At 64.7% G+C, this 18,466-nt stretch carries 19 protein-coding genes and 1 pseudogene; 15 read left to right on the top strand and 5 right to left on the bottom strand.

Going from position 1 to position 18,466, the window contains the following annotated elements; genetic code table 11:
• Both E0T84_RS28195 and E0T84_RS28190 read right to left on the bottom strand, forming a co-directional pair.
• Window positions 1-534, bottom strand: a pseudogene (locus E0T84_RS28195) (hypothetical protein); the annotation flags it as partial.
• A gap of 45 nt (window positions 535-579) precedes the next feature.
• Window positions 580-1,002: a heavy metal-responsive transcriptional regulator gene (locus E0T84_RS28190; RefSeq protein WP_016343859.1), complete on the bottom strand. Its 423-nt coding sequence runs from the start codon at window positions 1,000-1,002 to the stop codon at window positions 580-582.
• 262 nt (window positions 1,003-1,264) lie between these two features.
• On the opposite strand from E0T84_RS28190, the gene E0T84_RS28185 reads away from it, so the two are divergent.
• Entirely contained in the window at window positions 1,265-1,627 is a 363-nt protein-coding gene (locus E0T84_RS28185) for a hypothetical protein (protein WP_016343860.1), read from the top strand.
• Window positions 1,628-1,657: 30 nt separating this feature from the next.
• Here the strand turns inward: E0T84_RS28185 and E0T84_RS28180 are convergent, their stop codons facing one another.
• Window positions 1,658-2,134 carry a redoxin domain-containing protein gene (locus tag E0T84_RS28180; protein WP_016343861.1) on the bottom strand — a complete coding sequence of 159 codons (477 nt, stop codon included), beginning with the start codon at window positions 2,132-2,134 and terminating at the stop codon, window positions 1,658-1,660.
• Between the two features lie 392 nt (window positions 2,135-2,526).
• Entirely contained in the window at window positions 2,527-3,186 is a 660-nt protein-coding gene (locus E0T84_RS28175) for a TetR/AcrR family transcriptional regulator (protein WP_016343862.1), read from the bottom strand.
• Between the two features lie 94 nt (window positions 3,187-3,280).
• Between E0T84_RS28175 and E0T84_RS28170 the strand changes: the two genes are divergently transcribed.
• The 3 genes from E0T84_RS28170 (at window position 3,281) to E0T84_RS28160 (ending at window position 5,337) form a co-directional block, all read left to right on the top strand.
• Window positions 3,281-3,847: a redoxin domain-containing protein gene (locus E0T84_RS28170; RefSeq protein WP_016343863.1), complete on the top strand. Its 567-nt coding sequence runs from the start codon at window positions 3,281-3,283 to the stop codon at window positions 3,845-3,847.
• 204 nt (window positions 3,848-4,051) lie between these two features.
• Entirely contained in the window at window positions 4,052-4,297 is a 246-nt protein-coding gene (locus tag E0T84_RS28165) for a hypothetical protein (RefSeq protein WP_016343864.1), read from the top strand.
• Window positions 4,298-4,362: 65 nt separating this feature from the next.
• Window positions 4,363-5,337 (top strand): zinc-binding dehydrogenase, encoded by a 975-nt coding sequence (locus E0T84_RS28160; protein ID WP_138746116.1) that lies wholly within the window; start codon window positions 4,363-4,365, stop codon window positions 5,335-5,337.
• 38 nt (window positions 5,338-5,375) lie between these two features.
• Here E0T84_RS28160 and E0T84_RS28155 read toward each other — a convergent pair whose 3' ends face one another.
• On the bottom strand, window positions 5,376-5,972 hold the full coding sequence (locus E0T84_RS28155) for an ABATE domain-containing protein (protein WP_029374070.1): 597 nt from the start codon (window positions 5,970-5,972) through the stop codon (window positions 5,376-5,378).
• A gap of 99 nt (window positions 5,973-6,071) precedes the next feature.
• Here E0T84_RS28155 and E0T84_RS28150 point away from each other — a divergent pair, with 99 nt between their 5' ends.
• From E0T84_RS28150 to E0T84_RS28100, 11 genes are all read left to right on the top strand, one after another.
• Complete coding sequence (locus tag E0T84_RS28150) at window positions 6,072-6,641, top strand: TIGR03086 family metal-binding protein (protein ID WP_016343867.1); 570 nt, start codon at window positions 6,072-6,074, stop codon at window positions 6,639-6,641.
• A gap of 69 nt (window positions 6,642-6,710) precedes the next feature.
• Entirely contained in the window at window positions 6,711-8,243 is a 1,533-nt protein-coding gene (locus tag E0T84_RS28145; RefSeq protein WP_016343868.1) for a molybdopterin-dependent oxidoreductase, read from the top strand.
• Window positions 8,240-9,271: an NAD(P)-dependent oxidoreductase gene (locus E0T84_RS28140; protein WP_016343869.1), complete on the top strand. Its 1,032-nt coding sequence runs from the start codon at window positions 8,240-8,242 to the stop codon at window positions 9,269-9,271. The genes E0T84_RS28145 and E0T84_RS28140 overlap by 4 nt, the downstream gene beginning before the upstream one ends.
• Window positions 9,272-9,365: 94 nt before the next feature.
• Window positions 9,366-9,911, top strand: a complete 546-nt coding sequence (locus E0T84_RS28135) for an RNA polymerase sigma factor (protein ID WP_371726383.1) — start codon at window positions 9,366-9,368, stop codon at window positions 9,909-9,911.
• Window positions 9,908-10,612: a Rieske (2Fe-2S) protein gene (locus E0T84_RS28130; RefSeq protein ID WP_138746114.1), complete on the top strand. Its 705-nt coding sequence runs from the start codon at window positions 9,908-9,910 to the stop codon at window positions 10,610-10,612. Before E0T84_RS28135 ends, E0T84_RS28130 begins: the two co-directional genes overlap by 4 nt.
• A 78-nt stretch (window positions 10,613-10,690) precedes the next feature.
• Window positions 10,691-11,167, top strand: coding sequence for a cupredoxin family copper-binding protein (locus E0T84_RS28125; RefSeq protein WP_016343872.1), 477 nt, complete (start codon window positions 10,691-10,693; stop codon window positions 11,165-11,167).
• Window positions 11,164-12,105, top strand: coding sequence for a metallophosphoesterase (locus E0T84_RS28120; RefSeq protein WP_138746113.1), 942 nt, complete (start codon window positions 11,164-11,166; stop codon window positions 12,103-12,105). The genes E0T84_RS28125 and E0T84_RS28120 overlap by 4 nt, the downstream gene beginning before the upstream one ends.
• 32 nt (window positions 12,106-12,137) lie before the next feature.
• Window positions 12,138-12,497 carry a hypothetical protein gene (locus tag E0T84_RS28115; RefSeq protein WP_048896566.1) on the top strand — a complete coding sequence of 120 codons (360 nt, stop codon included), beginning with the start codon at window positions 12,138-12,140 and terminating at the stop codon, window positions 12,495-12,497.
• 215 nt (window positions 12,498-12,712) lie between these two features.
• Entirely contained in the window at window positions 12,713-14,953 is a 2,241-nt protein-coding gene (locus E0T84_RS28110; protein ID WP_249383766.1) for a helicase-related protein, read from the top strand.
• Window positions 14,950-15,678, top strand: a complete 729-nt coding sequence (locus tag E0T84_RS28105; RefSeq protein WP_212757736.1) for a hypothetical protein — start codon at window positions 14,950-14,952, stop codon at window positions 15,676-15,678. The genes E0T84_RS28110 and E0T84_RS28105 overlap by 4 nt, the downstream gene beginning before the upstream one ends.
• Window positions 15,679-15,917: 239 nt before the next feature.
• Window positions 15,918-18,080 (top strand): hypothetical protein, encoded by a 2,163-nt coding sequence (locus tag E0T84_RS28100; RefSeq protein ID WP_171055205.1) that lies wholly within the window; start codon window positions 15,918-15,920, stop codon window positions 18,078-18,080.
• The last annotated feature ends 386 nt before the right edge of the window (window positions 18,081-18,466 follow it).

The following is an 18,466-nucleotide window of genomic DNA, read 5'->3' as shown; positions in this document are numbered from 1 at the left end:
GCCCAGCCCCACACGATCCAGCCACACAAACGTCAACAGCGCTGCCGGTGGATGGCCGGAGACGTGGGTGATCCACGAGTGTGGCTGGAAGTCAAGGATTCTGGAGGAGAAGGTACGCAGCGCCTCGGGAATGTCGGTGACACTGGGAACCTGGCGCAGATATTCGTTAGGGGCGGTCAGGCGTCCGGCGAAACCGACCTGCCAGCCGTCGACCATCGACAGTGCGAACGCCCAGCCGCACGACACAGCCCACGCCGTCAGGGGCACCGCTCGCCACGGCAGCCGCGCGGCCACGGCCTGTCCCCACAGAACTGCCGCCAGCGCGATCAGCACCGCCGGCACTGTGCCCCAGCCGATGTGCGCGTTCCACCAACCGAAGATCGGAGCGGCCTGCGCGAAAGCGCGGATCTGCGCAGGTGTGCTGTTGATCAACGGGATAACACCGTCGAGGTGCATGCGCGGCACCATGAATGCCGCGACGACAAGCACCAGGCCGGCGATGGCTGCCGTCACTGTCCTACGACCGATATTCACGAGTCCCAGCCTAAAAGCACACGCAGAGATCAAGTGGTGACGATTTCATGAACCCGCGACCGCGGCGCCATCGCACACGCGTGATTCGAGGATCCAGCACACATCGACGTCGGTGTCGGGCGCATCGTTGCGAGCCCTCCCCAGCAGGGTTTGGAGAGTCAACTGCAACGTGATCAGTTCGCTGATCTGTTCCTGCACGGCGGCCAGTCGTTGCGCCAGGAGCTCGTTGACTCGAGCGCATGGTGCGAGACCTCGATCATGCAGGTCGAGGACGTCACGCACGTGGGTCAGCGTCAACCCTGCGCCCTGTGCCGACCGGATGAAACGCAACCTGCCGACGACGTCCGGCGTGTAGTCGCGATAGCCGTTGGCCAGGCGCTGAGGCGGCGCAAGCAGCCGCTGCGTTTCGTAGAACCGCAGCGTTCTTGCCGGGACCCCGCTGAGGTGGGCGACTTCACTGATGCGCATGGGTGTGCGTGTCCTCCTTGACCTTCCACCGCAGGAGAATGTTCATGATGGGTTGGGGGACCGGAGCACGTCCAGTCCCGGAACGTCGAAAGGGCTGATTCCTCAATGGATCCCATCGAGATGATGAAGTGTTGCGAGATGATTGTTGGCGCGATGATGGACGACCCATGCTACCCGCCGCCTCCTCCACCGCCGGGGATGTGAGCGCATTCATGCGTACCGCTGTCTGGAAGACGAATTCGAAAGGCAGGCAGTACTTTTCATGACATACACAGATGCCAGACCGGCGCCGCAGGTAGAACTGCTGGTCATTGCCGGTTGCCCGCATCGGACTCTCACGGAGGCCCTCGTGCGGGTAATGCTCGACCAGCTCGGCCTGGGCCACATTGCCGTGCGCACCTCGGTGATCGACACCCCCGCCGAAGCCCTCCGGCTGGGGTTCAGCGGATCGCCGACCATCCTGATCGACGGCATCGACCCGTGGCTCCCGAGGCGGCCACAACCTGCCATAGCGTGCCGGCTCTACCCGACAACCGACGGGCTGCCCGATCGCCAGGAATTGGCCGCTGCCCTGCACGCTGCCGCTGTGACAACACCGCGTCGTCAATCACCGCAGACCGCGTGAAGGCGGGGGCATATGTCCACGGGAGCGCCGTTAACCGTGGGACTGGATATAGGCCAAAAGTCCGAGCACGTCGTCGGGCATCAGCCGACCGATCGCGCCACTGGAGTAGACAGCGGTGAGCACTGTGCCATCAGGAGCGAGCACGAATCCGGTTGACTCGAGATAGACCGGGTCCGAGTTGGTGTAAGCCCCGACGGCGGCGGACACGGCTGCGGCGTCCGCGCTGTGCCCGATCGGGAAACCCAACCGCCGCTTCTCGATCAGCGCAGCGGTGGTGGCCTCATCATCGACCGATAGCGCGACTACCCGCGCATCGACTTCCTCGAGCGCGCCCTGCGCCCGACTGAACGCGGCGAGCTGGGCGTTGCAATACGGGCACCAGGACCCTCGATAGATCAAGACGATCCCGTAGGAACCAGCGAGATCGCCCGGCAGCGACAGCGTTCCGCCGCCGACGGCCGATAACTTCAGCTCCGGAAACAGCTGTCCATTTTGCAAAGTGGGCACGTTGGGCTCCGATCGTTATTTGTACTGACTAGTACACTATGGAGTATCCAAACTGTACCGTCAAGTACATTACGAATACAGTAATCCTCAACTCACCACGTACCCACATCTCCCTAGGCGACGCGTCGGCGATCCTGCCGACTGGGCGACCACCCCCTTCAAGCGCGTGTCGTCGAGTGCGCGTTGTCGCGCCGATGTCGATCGCCGGCTGTGTAATCGAGTGGCGGGTAATCGATCTCGATGTGGAGCGTCGGAATCGGATTAGCTTCCGATGCTGCGGGTCTCGGCGACCGGCAATTCCATCGGCAGCGCCGGAGTCTGGATGGGCCGCGTCGGCACGGGCACCGCGGTCCGGCGCGTAGGCGACTCACGCAGCCAGTAGGCTGACGAGATTAGTGCGTGGCGTCCGGTTGGGTGCGCGCAGTTGTCCTCGACGGTCTTTGTCGTGGCGCCGGCTGTAGGGTCGCTGCCAGTGCCGTGTCCAGCGCATGCCGCAGGGGTGCGACGTCATTGTGGACGTCTGCCAGGAGCATTCCGCCTTGATAGGCGGCGAGCAGGCCTGCGGCCGAACGGGTGGGGTCGGCCTCGGGACGCAGTCCACCACGGTCGGCAATGCGTCCCAGTGCGTTGGCGATGGCTTGCTCCCAGCGGGCAAACCCGGCCTTGAGCGCTGCGCGTGCCAGGCCGTGGTCAGTGCTATCGAGCTCGTAGATCAGGGAGCCGATCGGGCAGCGGATGGGGTCAATGGAGGACGCGTGCTCCCGGACGGCGTTCGCGCACCATGTGCGCAGATCGTCGGCCGTGCTGACGGTGTCGAACGAGGGCTCGACAGAAGCCAGGACACGTTCGACCTGAAAACCGACGACGTCTGCCACCAGGTCCGCCTTGTCGGCGAAGAAATGGTAGAGCTGGCTGCGGCCGGCGCCAGCGGCGCTGCCGATCTGATCAAGAGTCGTCGCGCGCACCCCTTGACGGGCGAACAGCACGCATGCCGCCTCGAGGATGCGGGTCACCGTCGCACGGCCACGGTCCGTCGACGGTGCGGTGATCATCGAGCAACCGTACCAAGCGATCCGATAAATGTACTGTACAGTACAGAGTGTTGCCGCTTTAGTGCGGTGTGGGCCGCGTCCGAAGGAGAACACCGTGGGTATTGATGTGGGGGACAGGTTCCCTGTCGACATCGCCATCGAAGGCCGCGAAGGGCCTATCTCGATCGCGCAACTGATCGGCACCGGTCCTGCTGTCCTGGCGTTTCACCGGCTGTGGTGTCCGTTCTGTCAGCAAGCCGCCCGCGACCTTGAAAGCGTGAAAGCCGAATTCGACGCCATCGGCGCGCGTGTTGCCATCGTTTACCGCGACGACGTCGAGACGGTATGTGATTCATGCGCACAGCGCGGCATCACCCTCGACTGTCTCAGCGATCCCGAGCGTGAACTCGAACGCGCCGCTGAAGTTGAGCGCTTCTCCGTCGGTCGATACGCAGCGTTCGCCCCGAAACGGCTTGTTCGGGTGTTGCGTTCCGGAAGTCGTATCAGTCGGCCCTCGTTGGAAATTCTGCAGGGGCGAGGCACTTTCGTCATCGACAGCGATGCGCGCATTGTGTACGTCCACCGCAGTACCACAGCGGCGGACATCGCTCCTGTCGACCAGATCCTGACCGCCGCGCGGCAGGCGGCACAACATGCAGGTCGCCGCGGGAAATCAGACTGAAGGCACGGTGCGAACCCCGTCCGCGAAGGTAGTCATAGTTCCGTCACAATTTGACGAATGATTGTGCACTACCGTGCTTTTGGAGGCATCAACGCGAAAATCGGCGACACGGTGCAGTGACCGGTTCGCGTGCCGTCGACGTCGACGTCGACGCCGACGGCCGATGTTAGACGTTCATTGGTTCACAACGGACAAGGAGTTGCGATGAAGACGGTACTTGCTGGTTTGGGAATGGCGGCGTTCACGGTGCTCATGCTCGCACAGGCGCCTGCGGCTTCCGCGGCCGCCGCCGATGGCGTCATCAATGATCTGCGCGCCGAGGGATATCTCGTGCAACTCAACCAGACGCCGACGGCCTCGTTGACGGCATGTTCGGTTAACGGTGTGCGCAAACTCGACGGCGGCACGCCCACCGCGCTGGTCGACGTCGTCTGCCCGGACGGCTGCTGAACGGTCACCGTCAACCTGAAAATCGCTCGCTTGATCTCGGCGGCAGAAGCAGACGGAGGCATCCTATGAAGGCTATCGAATTGACCGCTTTGGACGGTTTCGACAGCCTGCGATTATCGGAGGTTGACAAGCCCAGCCCGGCACCCGGCGAAGTATTGATCAAGGTCCGCGCGGCGGGGATCAACTACGCCGAACTGGAACAGACCACCGGGCGCTACCCGTTGCAGCGACCGCTGCCGGCAGTGCTGGGGTTCGAGGCCGCCGGCGAAGTCGTGGAACTCGGCTCGGGCGTCGAGGATTTGACCGTCGGTGACACGATCGCCGCCCCGGTGCTCAGCGGTGGATACGCTGAATTCGCCACAGCAAGAGCAGATTCGGCGCTTCGAATTCCCGAAGGAATCGACTTCGCCCAGGCCACCAGCATTGTTGTGCAAGGGCTGTCGGCGTGGGCACTGCTCAAACTTGCCGCCAAACCAACACCCTCTGACACTGTGCTGATCCAGGCCGCCGCGGGCGGTGTCGGGCTGTATCTGGTCCAGCTCGCCAAGGCTTTGGGGGTGGGACAAGTCATCGCGTTGGCCAGTACGGCAGAAAAACGTGACCTCGTCACCGAACTCGGTGCCGACGTGGCCATCGACTACACCCAGCAAGGCTGGGGCAAGAAGGTCCTGGAGCGCACCGACGGTCGGGGCGTTGACGTCGTAATGGAGATGGCTTCCGGCGAGACCGGCAAGGCGAGCTTTGCCCTGCTCGCCCCATTTGGTCGCGTCGTAATGTTCGGCGCCAAGAATGCGCACGACTCATTGCAGCCTGAACAGGTTCGCCAGCTCATTCACAACAATCAGACTGTGGTTGGTTTCAATTTCCCGTCGCTCAGGCCGGACGATCTGCGCCCGCTCGTGCCCGAATTGCTCAACCTGATCAGCCATGGACGGGTGAGGATCATCGCCGACACGTCGTACCCGCTGGCGGAGGCCAAGGAAGCGTTCCATGCCATCGCTTCGCGCCAGACCATCGGGAAAGTGGTCCTGGTGCCCTGACGGCTGCCGATCGCATGCGGGACACGACAGCCGGCAGGCTAGCTGTGGTGATGACGTCGATAATGGCGCGCCGCCCGCATGCGGTTGGCGCAGATGTTCTGGGTGCAAAACTTCCGTCGCGCGTCTGCAGCGACGAAAAGCATACTGCACGTGGGGTTTTGGCAACGCCGCAGGCGTGTCTGCGAGGGGCTGGAGAGTAGGTCGATCAGGCTGTCCGCAGCGGCGGCGAGCGCCAGTTGGTGCCGCTGGTCGCCGATCGGGTGATACGTCGTTGTCGTTGCCCATCCGGTCTCCGTGTGCACGAGTTGGCGGGTGCACGTCACGCTGGCGGCAATCCCGTTCACCAGGTCCAGGGCCGCGATGTCCGGTGATGTGCCGGCCAGGTGTCCATCGAGGATCGTGCGGACGGCGTGGCGTAGTTCGACAGTGGGCGCGAGTGGGGGCGCTGGTGCGCCGTCCGGCACGCGATCGTGCTGCAGGTCCCACCAGAGTCGGCATCTGGTTTCGTCGGAAAGCAGGTCCGTCGCAGGGCTCGTGGAGGTGATGATCGTGTCGGCCAAGTCGACCGCGAGCGGCTCGTCTGCCAGCGGAAAACCGAGAGTTTGAGCGCTGTCGAGTCTTGACCAGCCGCCCATCGCTATAACGGTAGCACGGTATTGACACCGTTACGTCCGATGGGGTAGAAACTAACGGCAACTGATTTTAGTAACCGTTAGTAACTGAGAGGAAGTGCGATGGAATCGTTAGAACTGTTGCGACGGGCCGACGGCCGTTTGGCGGGGTTGGTAGCGACGCTGGCAGTGTCGGATCTGGACCGTCCCAGCCCGTGCAGCGGATGGTCGGTGCGGTCGATGCTGAGCCACACGATCGCCTCGATTGATGCATTCGCCGCGGCCGTTGACGGTTTGGGCGGCCCGACCGAGGCGGAGCTCTTCAGCGGATCGGACATCCTCGGTTCGGACTGGGTCGCCGTTGTCGAGCGGTCGATCAAACGTTCTCAGCAGGCGTGGGCGACGGTGACCGATTGGGACATGCCCGTCGCCACCGTGCTCGGGTCGATGCCGGCCGCTCAAGCCATCGGCATCATCACGTATTCGACACTAATTCATAGCTGGGATCTCGCGGTGGCCATCGACCAACCGGTCGAATTCGACGTCTCCGAGGCGGCTCTGGCCGAGGCCGTCGGATCTCAGCTGGTTCCGGCGCTACAACCTCAAGGCATGTTCGGCCCGGAGGTTGAAGTGGGGACCGATGCCAGCCCCACTGAGCGCGTGGTGGCCTTTTCGGGTCGTAACCCGCTCTGAGGTGCCGGCATGATTACGTGTCAGCACTTCGTAAGATCTGACGCGGGATTTCGGCGGTAGTGTGACATCGTGTCACTGAACAACGGTTTGCTGCGGCCGCTGACCGGGATAGCCTGTGCCGCAACAGGACTCGGTATCAGTGAAATCCTGGCCGTACTATTCGGGCCGGCGGCTGACCCTGTGACTGCGGTGGGTGCCGAAATTATCGAATTGACACCCGGGTCGGTCAAAGAATGGGCGATCCAGACATTCGGTACGGCGGACAAACTGTTTCTAGTGGTGGCGGTCATTCTGACTGTCGCTGCTATCGCGGCGTTCGCGGGAATATCTGAAGCTCGACGCCGACCGGTCGGAAGCGCCGTGATCACGGCCGGTGGTGTACTCGGGTGCGCAGCGATATTACTGCGCCCCGAGGCCACACCGGTCGACTTCATTCCCACCGCGATCGGGGTCGCCGTCGCGGTCATCGCGCTACGGATGTTGACCACCCGGCAGACGACCCGGGGCTCCACGTCAACAGTCGACAACACCGACACGAGTCGCCGGATGTGGCTGACCGCGCTCGGGCTTCTGGGGCTCGGCGCCGCCGGCGCGAGTTCGGGAATCCTGCTATCGCGGCGGGCACACTCGGTGGCCGGCGAAAGAGCCGTCACCGCCACGCCGAGCGCCGCGGTACGGGCTCCGCTGGTGCCGACCGAGGTGCAGCCGCCCGGCGTAGCACTACCGACATTCATCACCCCCACCACTGATTTCTATCGGATCGACACCGCCCTGGTGGTACCACAGCTCAGTCGTGCTGATTGGCGACTGCGCGTCCATGGCATGGTGAATCGCGAAATCATCTACATGTTCGACGATTTGCGCGCATTCCCACTTGTGGAGAAGGCGGTCACGCTTACCTGCGTGTCCAACCCGGTGGGCGGGGATCTCATCTCAACGGCCATGTGGACCGGCTACCGCGTGCGTGATCTGCTGGCGGCAGCCGGAATTCACCCCGATGCGGACATGGTGCTATCGACCTCCATCGACGGGTTCACCGCGGGCACGCCGGTTGAGGCACTCACCGATGGTCGAGACTCACTTCTGGCGGTCGGGATGAACGGCGAACCCTTGCCGATCAACCATGGTTACCCCGCACGGCTCGTGGTTCCGGGGCTGTACGGCTACGTCTCGGCCACCAAGTGGGTCGTCGAACTGGAATTGACCCGCTTCGACAAGGCTCAGGCGTTCTGGACTGGACTCGGCTGGTCGGCACATGGCCCGATCAAAACCCAGTCACGCATTGATATTCCGCGAAACGGCCAGCGGATCCGTTCGGGCCCCACCACTTTCGGTGGGGTCGCGTGGGCGCAGGGCAGAGGAATCCGGGCGGTCGAGGTCCGTATCGACGACGGCGACTGGCGCCCAGCACGTCTCGGGGCCAGCTATTCGAACGATACCTGGCGGCTATGGAGCTACCAGTGGGACGCAGCCTCCGAAGGCACCCACACCATCACCGCGCGCGCCACCGATAACACCGGCGCGGTTCAAACATCAGAGGAAGCTCCGCCGTCGCCCGACGGCGCCACTGGCCTACCTACCATAACGTTCGAGGTGTCATGAGAGTGTTGCTCACCGGCGCAGCCGGATTCATCGGTTCTCGTGTTTGGACGGCGCTAGCCGCCGCCGGCCACGATGTCGTGGCGATCGACTCGATGCTCTACGCTGCGCACGGCTCGGGTGCGCACCCGCCCGACGGATGCCGGATCAACGATGTGCGTGATCCCGACGCGCTGTCGGTTCTGCTCAAAGGCATTGATGTCGTGTGTCACCAGGCCGCCGTTGTCGGGGCTGGCATCAACGCGGCGGACGCGCCGGCGTACGGCAGCAACAATGACTACGGCACCGCGGTACTGCTCGCGCAGATGTACGACGCGGGCTGCCGGCGGCTGGTCCTGGCGTCATCGATGGTGGTCTACGGGCAGGGCCGCTACGAATGTCGCCGGCATGGGCCGGTCGACCCGTTGCCGCGCCGCCGCGCCGACCTGGATGCCGGAGTATTCGAGCACCGGTGCCCGATCGGCGGCGAAGAGCTCCAATGGTGCACGGTTGGGGAAGACTCGCCGTTACGACCGCGCAGTCTGTACGCAGCGAGCAAGACCGCGCAGGAACACTACGCGCTGGCTTGGGCCGACGCGGTCTGCGGCTCCGTCATCGCGCTGCGCTACCACAACGTGTACGGCCCACACATGCCGCGTGACACGCCCTACTCCGGCGTGGCGGCGATCTTCCGGTCGGCGCTGGAAAACGGCACCATCCCAAACATTTACGAGGACGGCGGACAGATGCGCGACTTCGTCCACGTCGACGATGTCGCAGCGGCCAACGTCGCCGCGGTGGAGTCCGACATCGGTGGTTTCGGTGCGTTCAATGTTTGCTCCGGGCACCCGATCGACATCGGCGATGTGGCCGGACTGCTGTGCGCGGCGCGCGGCGCGCAGCCACCCGTAGTCACCGGGCAGCACCGCAACGGCGACGTGCGGCACATCGTCGCCGATCCGGCACGTGCGGCCCGAGAACTCGGATTCACCGCATCGGTCCACCCGCGGGAGGGGTTGCGTGACTTCGCGTTTGCGCCCTTGCGAGCTTGATCTGACGTCGACAGCCTCGTGTAACCCTGGTGGCTATTTACAAATTGAAGTGGCGTTGGGGTGTGCCGGGCCGCACCGATGAGACGGGGTTAATGTGTCAGCGCAGCGTGATCCTGTGCACCGACCGTCATTGCGTGTCGTCTCGTCGGATTCCCGGTATCCGGACTGGGAGTCCGTCTACCAGGACAACGCGACGTGGGTGTACCGCACGATCTATGCGCGGGTCGGCAACCAGGCCGATGCCGAGGACCTCACTGCCGAGGTCTTTCTCGCCGCACTGCGACCGCTGCGGTTGACGGCCAGTGCCGCCGAGGTGCGGTCCTACCTGCGGAGCACGGCACGCACCGTGCTCGCCGCGCATTGGCGCGAGACGATGGGGCGGGAGATCACCTGCATCGACCTCGATATCGAGGCGCCGCCGGAGGCGGAAGAGTCCATCAGCACCGCGCCGGATCGTGTCGCCGCGGTGTTGGACGCTCTGCCGGACAACTATCGACGCATACTGGAGCTGCGATTTCTCCAGACCAGGTCCATCAAGGAGTCCGCAGCGGAGCTCGGTGTCAGCGTTGCCAACGCAAAGGTGTTGCAACACCGGGCATTACGGCTGGCGGCACAGATCAACGAGAAGGGCGAGCCATGAACGCGCGCGGGTTGCGTCGATACCTCGACGATCTGCTGCGCGGGCGTAAGCCGACGGGGTTCAAGCCCGACGACTTCGATGCGGCGCAGATGCGTACCGCGATCGACCTGCAGGCCGCCCGGCCCGGCGCCGACGAGCCACGACCGGATTTCCTCGCCGACCTGCAGAGCCGACTCGCCGCGCAGTTCGACGGCGACGACGCGCCGCCGCCCACCTGGCTGCGCGCCAACCGTCGTCAGGTGATCGTCGGGACGTCGGCGGCCGCCAGTGCCGCAGTCGCCGCAGTGGCGGTCGACCGGGCGTTGATGAGCGGCCGCGGTGAGCCGGCGAAGCAGGACACCGCCAGCCAGGAGCTGGTTCCGGCCGCCGGCAGCTGGCAGAAGGTCGCCGACAGCTCCGACGTGGCAGAGGGCGCGGTGCATCCGTTCGACCTCGGCTCGGTCGTGGGGTTCGTGCGCAGGGTCGACGGGAACGTGCAGGGCATCTCGGGTGTCTGCACGCACCAGGGCTGCCGACTCTGGTTCGACGGACCGGACGACCGGCTACGGTGCCCGTGCCATTCCACGTCGTTCGCCACGGACGGTCACGTCCTGACCCATCAATTGCCGATCGCGCCAAAACCCTTGCCGAAGTTCGATGTTCGCGAGGTGAGTGGCGCCATCGAGGTGTTCGCACCGGTTCCTCCGAGCCGGCCGGCCTGAGACGTGTAACCCGCCGCCGTATCTGTTGGTGAGGGTGCGCAGGCGCACCCGCACCCGACGACTACGGAGGTTCCCGTCGTGTCACGACGAACCCTGGTGGCGCTCTGCGGCGCCGCCCTGCTCCTGGCCGCATGCACCTCGACAGCGCCGCAGCAAAAAGCAGCACCCACACCAGTTTTCAGCTCCGACGTCAGTGGGACGCCCGGCATGAGCGGACCCGGCGCTGGCTCCGGACCCACCATGGGGTCGATGGGGTCGATGACCATGTCCCCGCCCGAACAGGGCCACCAAGCCCCGATGCCGGCGGGCCCGAACGCGGTCAACATCGACAACTTCGCGTTCGCGCCCGACACCCTGACGGTGCCGGCGGGAACGACGGTCACCTGGACCAACCACGACGAAGATCCACACAACGTCGTCGCCGAAGGTGGCCAGTTCCGTTCTCCCACAATGGGTTCCGGCGCCACTTTCAGCTACGCCTTCACCACGCCCGGCACCTTCACCTACGTCTGCGGGATTCACCCCTTCATGCACGGAACGGTGGTGGTCCGATGACCGACGACTCGTCGCAGCGCGACCCGCAGCAGATGAACCGTCGCCAATTGCTCCGGCACACGGCGTGGTTCGGTGCCGCTGTCGGGTTGTCGGTGGTCGGTGGGGAAGTGCTGTCGCACGTTGCGGGCAGCGGCTCATCCGCGCCGGCGGCGCAGCCCACGTTGCGCTTCGCGCAGGTCAGCGACAGCCACATCGGCTTCACGGGTGCCGCCAACACCGATGTGGCGGGCTCGTTCACCCATGCGATCGACACCGTCAACAACCTGGGCTACACGCCGGATTTCGTGATCCACACGGGCGATCTGACGCATCTGGCCACCCCGGAGCAGTTCGATCAGGTCCGGCAGATGATGACCGGGCTGCGGACCCCGCACGTGTTCACCGTTCCGGGCGAACATGATTCGGCCGACGACGCCGGGGCCAAGTACCGCAAGACCTTCGGGGCGGGGACCCGCGGCGACGGTTGGTACAGCTTCGACATCGCCGGGGTGCATGTGATCGCGCTGGTGAATACGCTGAACCTGAAGAAGCTCGGCCACCTGGGGGTCGATCAGCTCGAGTTCGTGGAGAAGGACGTCGCCCCGTTGTCGAGTGATACGCCGATCGTGGTGTTCAGCCACATTCCGCTGTTCGCGATGTATCCGGATTGGGGCTGGGGGACCGACGATGCCACGCAGGCCTTGAGCTACCTGAAGCGGTTCGCATCGGTGACCTGCCTCAACGGCCATGTGCACCAGGTGTTTTCGAAGACGGAAGGCAATGTCACCTTCCACAGCGGCACGACGACCGCCTATCCGTTGCCGCATCCCGGCGACGGTCCGGCGCCGAAGCCGCTGACACTGCCGGCCGGCAAGCTGCACGACGCGCTCGGTATCCGTGAGGTGAGTTATCAGGCCGGTCAGCACATGCTCGCGCTCAAAGAACGGACTCTGCTGTGACTCTCGTCTATCGTCTGGTGATCGCGGCGGCCATGGTTGTCAGCGGCGGTGTGCACGCGTACCTCTACCTGCACGGTTACGGTCACATCCCGACAGTCGGCACCGGGTTCCTGGTGCAGGCTTCGGTGTTCTGCGCTGTCGGCGTCCTGCTGGCGGTGGGTGCTCCGAGGTGGTTCGGATGGGCGTCGGGCCTGTTGTCGGCAGGCGCGCTGGCGGCGTTCGGGCTGTCGCGAACAGTGGGATTGTTCGGATTCGTGGAGACGGGCTGGGAACCAGCGCCTTACGCACTCATCAGCGTTATCGTCGAAGCTGTGGCGGTGCTGGCGGTCGCCGCCTGGCTGGCGCAGATGTCGCGGCAGCGATCAAACCCAGGCGCCGGAAAGAATCCGTAGCCGCCCGACGGCGCTCCGGGACTGGGCCTCGTCTGCTACCTCTAGTCACATGACGGTGTCTTGATTCGGGTGGGCCAGCGCGGTACGCCACCTCGTGGCGCGGGCTATTGGGTTCATACCAACGGTCAACGTTGCACACATATGTGTGCAACGTAAAAGCGCATGCCAACTCCATTGCAGCCGGGAAGCCAGTTGGAAAAGTTGATGAAGCCCACATGTTCAAAAACCGCACCCGGCTCTCGGCGGTCAAGGAACTCGCCTGCCCCGACGGGTCCAAACGCGCTGACGACCTCGCCATGAAGATGGACATGCTGCGCCAGCGCCGCCGCGAGGACGCAATTGCCGCCGGCCGCCAGCCCACCCCCACCGACGAACGCGTCGCCACCTTCGCCACCGGCACCCCGGTTGCCAACAGCCTCGGCGAAATGTACGTCATGCAACGCTATCTGCGCCCCGACCTGCTCGATGACGCCGGAGTGTTCCACCTCAACGACTGGGGAGCGGCATTCACCTCCACCGTCAACACCGTCGAGGTCAACGCCACCGGCACCCAACTCAGACCAGTCACCCGCGTCGGCAAATTCTGCAACCTGCAAGAACTGCTGCGCCTGTCCTCAGTGTTCACCGACGTCATCACCCGCGACCAAGTACTCGACCAAGCCCAGGTCAGCCTGCCCGAGCTCACCGACGGCAAACGCACCATCGTCCAAATCCCTGCCGATCAAGAACTCAAAGACTTCATCACCGACCTCGGCTACCGGGCCAGCAACATCGACCCCAAGAACATGGCCCGCGACAACATCCTCAAGATCAGCAACGACGGCCGCGAAGCCAGCCTCGACCCCCGCATGGTCAACCTCCCCGCCCCAGCGCACTCACGCACCGCAGCCGTAGCCGAGCAAATCATGGCCGTACACAACGCCAACGCTGACCGCATCTACAAAGACCCCCAGCACGGCCACGACATGCCCAACCCCGGCGCACTGCAAATCGTGTTCTGCGACCGAGGAACACCCACGAAAAAGGCCGGCAAACCCAAAGACAGCTTCACCATCTACACCGCCATCCGAGACGAACTCATCGACCGCGGAATGCCCGCCGAGAAGATCCGCTTCATCCACGACGCGGAAAAACCCGAAGACCGACTGCGACTGTTCGATGAATGCAACCGCGGCCTGGTCTCGGTCCTGTTCGGCTCCACCGAAAAGATGGGCACCGGCACCAACGTTCAAACCCGCGCCGTCGCCCTACACCACGTCGATGTTCCCTGGCGACCGGCCGATCTGGAACAACGCGAAGGCCGCATCATCCGGCAAGGCAACCAAAACAGCGAGGTCAGCATCTTCAACTACGTCGTTGAAGGCTCCTACGACACCGTGATGTGGCAAAAGATCGAAGCCAAATCACTGTTCATCGAACAGGTCAAACGCGACGACATCGCCGTGGACGAAGTCGAAGACATCGGTGGGGGAGACATGAGCGTGGCCGCCGCCGAAACCAAAGCCATCGCCACCGGCGACCCACGCTACGTGCGACAAGTCCAACTCCAAGACGAAATCGAACACCTCGCGGCCCTGGAACGCTCCCACCACGAAACCCTCGCCAGCCGCGACCGAGAAATCACCACCAACCAACGCCAACTCGGCATCGTCGCCGCCGACATCGAAGCCCTGGCGCCGGTGGCCGACGCTGTCGCCGCCCGCGACCCCGAGGCCAAACCCACCATCGTCGTCGAAGGACGAACCCACAAGGAACGCAAAGACTCAGCCGAAGCGTTCGCCACCGTCTGCCGCAACACCTACCACGCCATGAAGAACGCCCCCGGCTACGAAACACGGCCGTTGAACGTCGCGATCGACGGCATCGCTCTGATCGCCCGCCGCGACCACATCAACTCCAAACTATGGATCAAAGCCGACGTCCCCTCAGCCGAAATCGACGTCACCGTAATGGATCTGCACGGCACCGTAAGCACCCTCGATGACAGCGGCAGCGCCAAAGCCCGAGGACTTCTCACCCGCGTAGAAAACCTCTACAAAGACCTGCCGGCCCACCACCAACGACTGCAACGCCACCACGACCAGCTCACCGCCGAGATCGAAGACCTCCAAGACACCACCGTCGAGGACTTCGACCGCGGCGACGAACTCGCCGCCAAACGCGAGCAACTGTCCACCTTGACCACCCTGCTGCGCCTAGAAGCCGAATCCGAAGAAGCCAAAGCCAAAGCCGCCGAAGCGCAACACCGCATGCACGCCGCCGGCCGACAACCCGGCTGGTCACTACACCTCAACCCAACCCCATTCCTCCTCGAGGAATCCGGCTTCGACACCCCCGAGCAATACCGGTTCGCCCAAAAGATCGCCGAACGAGCCCGCGCCGCCGACTACCTCGCCAGCCAGGAACACAGCGACACCGACGCCCACCGCGACAACGACGAAGGACTGGTCCGGTGAACACCGCGCCGCGCCGCAGCCCCGACCCGTGGTGGCGCTACGCCCAAGACTGCGCCACCGCACTCAACCAGGGCATCGAACCACCCGTGATCCCCACCCACGGCCCCCTTCTCAAAGCCAACGAAGTCACCCGCCTCAGCGCCCCGGCCTACTACAGCCGCCTCGCCAGCGGTGACGGCAACTACGACCGCGCCAACGCCCCCTTCTTCGTCAACCCCATCCTCATGGGCGGCGCCATGGCCACCCAAGGCGCGATCAACCGCCACCGACGCCGCCACGCCGACCGCGACGCCCACCCCACCTGGCGCAACCATCGCGAAGTCGCCGTCCTCACCACCAACCTGCGCCTCATGTGCAGCCGCCCCGACGGCGGCTACGTGTCCTTCTGGTACCAAGACCTCACCGAGTTCTACCCCGACCCCGACACCCGAACCCTCACCATGGCCTTCGACGAAGACCACACCGCACCACTTCGACTCAACGGCCCCGCAGTACCCGGCATCAGCCTCTGGGCAACCCACGCCCTCTACGGCCCCGCCTGGCGCGAACACCCCAAACTCGCCGCCCTCATCCGGACCGACCAAACCCACACCCAGTCGCACCCCGAACGAACCCAAGCCCCCCCCGACACGGGCCTCACCGACGAACAACAACGCTGGTGGGCCCAACACCAGCACCGGGCACACAATGCCCGCAGCGCCGATGGACCAGACCTGAACTTGTAGGGATGAGCTCAACGATTAGCCGGGCGCACGGGAAGTAGACCATTGCGCAGACTCCGGGGGAACACCGAATACGACTCCAGCCCATGCGATTTCGCGAACGTCAGCACCGCCAGCAGCCCACCCTCGACCCCGGCCAATGAGACAGCGCAGCCTCACCAGGATTCAAGCCGATGAAACGTTGTTCAATCAGGTCGGTCCGGCTGCGCGTTTCCGTCGGCCGGGTGTGCCAATGTTGTGCGGTGACCAGCGACGAAACACCGCCGGGCCAGGACGACAGCGACTGGGAGTCCCGACTTAGGGCTGCCGCCGAATCGGGTGATGTGCTCGACCTCGCCGAAGGCGCGTCGGTCGACCCCGCCAAAGCTGCGTCCTGGCCGCCCGAGCGGACCGTCCCGGCCGCAGCACTACGCGCCCTCCTGACCGCCGATGACTTGCACGTCGATCCCAAGGGTCTGCGCATCAGGGCGGCACGGTTTGAAGAGCTCCTAGACCTCGAATTTGTGCACTTCCCTCACCCCCTGCACCTCTCGTACTGCGCCCTGGAAGCCGGAATGGACACCAGCGGCGCGCAGCTTGGCGAACTCAGCCTGGATCACGCGCACGCCGAAGGTGAGGTCCGCACGATCATGGCCACCATCGACGGGCAACTCAACCTGTCCGGGGCCACCGTGGACAACCCCGGCGGGATAGCACTTGCCATAGATGGCGCGAAGGTGGGCGGCGTGTTCGCCCATGGGTTTCAGGCCCAGGGGGAGGTCCGCGCAAACCGCGCCACCATCGACGGGTCACTCAACCTGGCCGGGGCCACCCTGGACAACCCCGGCGGGAAGGCACTTGCCATAGATGGCGCGAAGGTGGGCGGCGTGTTCGCCGATGAGGGGTTTCAGGCCCAGGGGGAGGTCCGCGCACTCGGCGCCACCATCGACGGGTCACTCAACCTGTCCGGGGCCACCCTGGACAACCCCGGCGGGAAGGCACTTGCCATAGATGGAGCGAAGGTGGGCGGCGTGTTCGCCCGTGAGGGGTTTCAGGCCCAGGGGGAGGTCCGCGCAAACGGCGCCACCATCGACGGGCAACTCAACCTGTCCGGGGCCACCCTGGACAACCCCGGCGGGATAGCACTTGCCATAGATGGCGCGAAGGTGGGCGGGGACGTGTTCGCCGATAAGGGGTTTCAGGCCCAGGGGGAGGTCCGCGCAAACGGCGCCACCATCGACGGGTCACTCAACCTGTCCGGGGCCACCCTGGACAACCCCGGCGGGAAGGCGCTTGTCCTGGATCGCGCGAAGTTGGGCGGCGCCGTGCTCGCCCATGGGGGGTTTCAGGCCCAGGGGGAGGTCCGCGCAAACGGCGCCACCATCGACGGGCAACTCAACCTGTCCGGGGCCACCGTGGACAACCCCGGCGGGATAGCACTCGTCATAAATGGCGCGAAGGTGGGCGGGGACGTGTTCGCCCATGGGGGGTTTCAGGCCCAGGGGGAGGTCCGCGCACTCGGCGCCACCATCGACGGGTCACTCAACCTGTCCGGGGCCACCCTGGACTACCCCGGCGGGGATGCTCTGAACCTAGAGTCGGCGACGGTAGGCCGGCTTTTCCTGCCGGGTTGTGTCGACGGTGCGTTGACGTTGGTAAGCGCCACGATCGGCGACCTGGTGACCCCAGCAGCGGAGCTTCCACCCGGTCCGGTTGTTGCGACCGGGTGGAAGGTGGGTGATCTGCATGGGCTGTTGCGCGAGGATTGGCGAGCGGTGCATGCCTGGCTCAGTGGGACGCCGGCCTCCAAAAATTCAGACGAGTCCGGTCCGATAGCTGTACAGCCGTGGCATGCCCTGGCCGACGTGTACGACCGGAACGGAAACCCCGCCGGTGCCCGGCGGCTACGACTCGAAGCCGCCAAGCAGGTCACCCGCCAATCACCCTGGGCAACAAAGTTGCTGCGTACCGTGTACTTCCTCGTCGCCCGTAACGGCTACTACCCGCTGTGGGCAGCCATGTGGCTGATGTTCGTCCTGGCCGCTGCGGTGCTCTTGGTCGCCGTGAATCGTGAGGACATCGCACCGACCGATCGCGACACGGCCAAAACCGCCGTGGAGCAGCACTTCGGGATCGACCCGGATGCGACCGACGCGGCCCCCGCCGTGAGAGCGCAGGCCGACATGTTCTTGCCGGTGACCGCCGAAACGCCATGCGAAGTCCATCCAGGCTATCCGTGCATGAACTCGCTGACGTTCGCGATCAACGCCGTGTTGCCGCCAGCGGCGTCAGCAAACCGTGACTGGGACATCGCCTCCGACGCCACCCTCGCCCTGTCCGCGGGCTTGCCCCTTCTCAAACTGATGTCGTGGGCGTTGGCCGCGCTCCTCCTCGCCGGCGTCACCGGCCTGCTGCGAAAGAACTAACCCGATTCACGGATCGCCATCCCTTTGCCGATGCGCCTCAGAGCACGGTGGGCGGCATCGCGGTCGGCGGCGCGGACGAGCGCGATCGGACTGGTATCACAGTCGAATGGTGAGGGCCATCAAGCTATTCGGGACAGCTCGGATGAATCGCCACCGCTAAGGGGTTATGCCGGCCCATGGGACAGGTGTGATCGCAGCGCCTGCGGGAGGTGCTAGCCCCAGACTTCGGCTGTTTCCGACTGGTAGAACTCCACGTCCAGCGCGTGCCCACCGCGCCTCCGACGTTCCGCAGCTACCCCCTTGGCGCGATGTTTCACGTCACGGTGAGCGAACTCGTCGCCGAACAGTCCGACGAAGAGCGCAGTGACGGGGGTCGGGGAGCAGAT

Source organism: Mycobacterium sp. DBP42 (assembly GCF_005924235.1).
Taxonomy (GTDB): domain Bacteria; phylum Actinomycetota; class Actinomycetes; order Mycobacteriales; family Mycobacteriaceae; genus Mycobacterium; species Mycobacterium syngnathidarum.
The sequence above is the reverse complement of the archived record's forward strand: the minus strand, read 5'-3'. Positions and strand labels throughout refer to the sequence as shown.

Coding starts and splice junctions, on each gene's coding strand:
- E0T84_RS28130 (WP_138746114.1), top strand. CDS start 9,908: ATGAACGCGCGCGGGTTGCGTCGATACCTCGACGATCTGCTGCGCGGG.
- E0T84_RS28190 (WP_016343859.1), bottom strand. CDS start 1,002: ATGCGCATCAGTGAAGTCGCCCACCTCAGCGGGGTCCCGGCAAGAACG.
- E0T84_RS28115 (WP_048896566.1), top strand. CDS start 12,138: ATGGTTGTCAGCGGCGGTGTGCACGCGTACCTCTACCTGCACGGTTAC.
- E0T84_RS28165 (WP_016343864.1), top strand. CDS start 4,052: ATGAAGACGGTACTTGCTGGTTTGGGAATGGCGGCGTTCACGGTGCTC.
- E0T84_RS28120 (WP_138746113.1), top strand. CDS start 11,164: ATGACCGACGACTCGTCGCAGCGCGACCCGCAGCAGATGAACCGTCGC.
- E0T84_RS28150 (WP_016343867.1), top strand. CDS start 6,072: ATGGAATCGTTAGAACTGTTGCGACGGGCCGACGGCCGTTTGGCGGGG.
- E0T84_RS28185 (WP_016343860.1), top strand. CDS start 1,265: ATGACATACACAGATGCCAGACCGGCGCCGCAGGTAGAACTGCTGGTC.
- E0T84_RS28160 (WP_138746116.1), top strand. CDS start 4,363: ATGAAGGCTATCGAATTGACCGCTTTGGACGGTTTCGACAGCCTGCGA.
- E0T84_RS28155 (WP_029374070.1), bottom strand. CDS start 5,972: ATGGGCGGCTGGTCAAGACTCGACAGCGCTCAAACTCTCGGTTTTCCG.
- E0T84_RS28110 (WP_249383766.1), top strand. CDS start 12,713: ATGTTCAAAAACCGCACCCGGCTCTCGGCGGTCAAGGAACTCGCCTGC.
- E0T84_RS28140 (WP_016343869.1), top strand. CDS start 8,240: ATGAGAGTGTTGCTCACCGGCGCAGCCGGATTCATCGGTTCTCGTGTT.
- E0T84_RS28175 (WP_016343862.1), bottom strand. CDS start 3,186: ATGATCACCGCACCGTCGACGGACCGTGGCCGTGCGACGGTGACCCGC.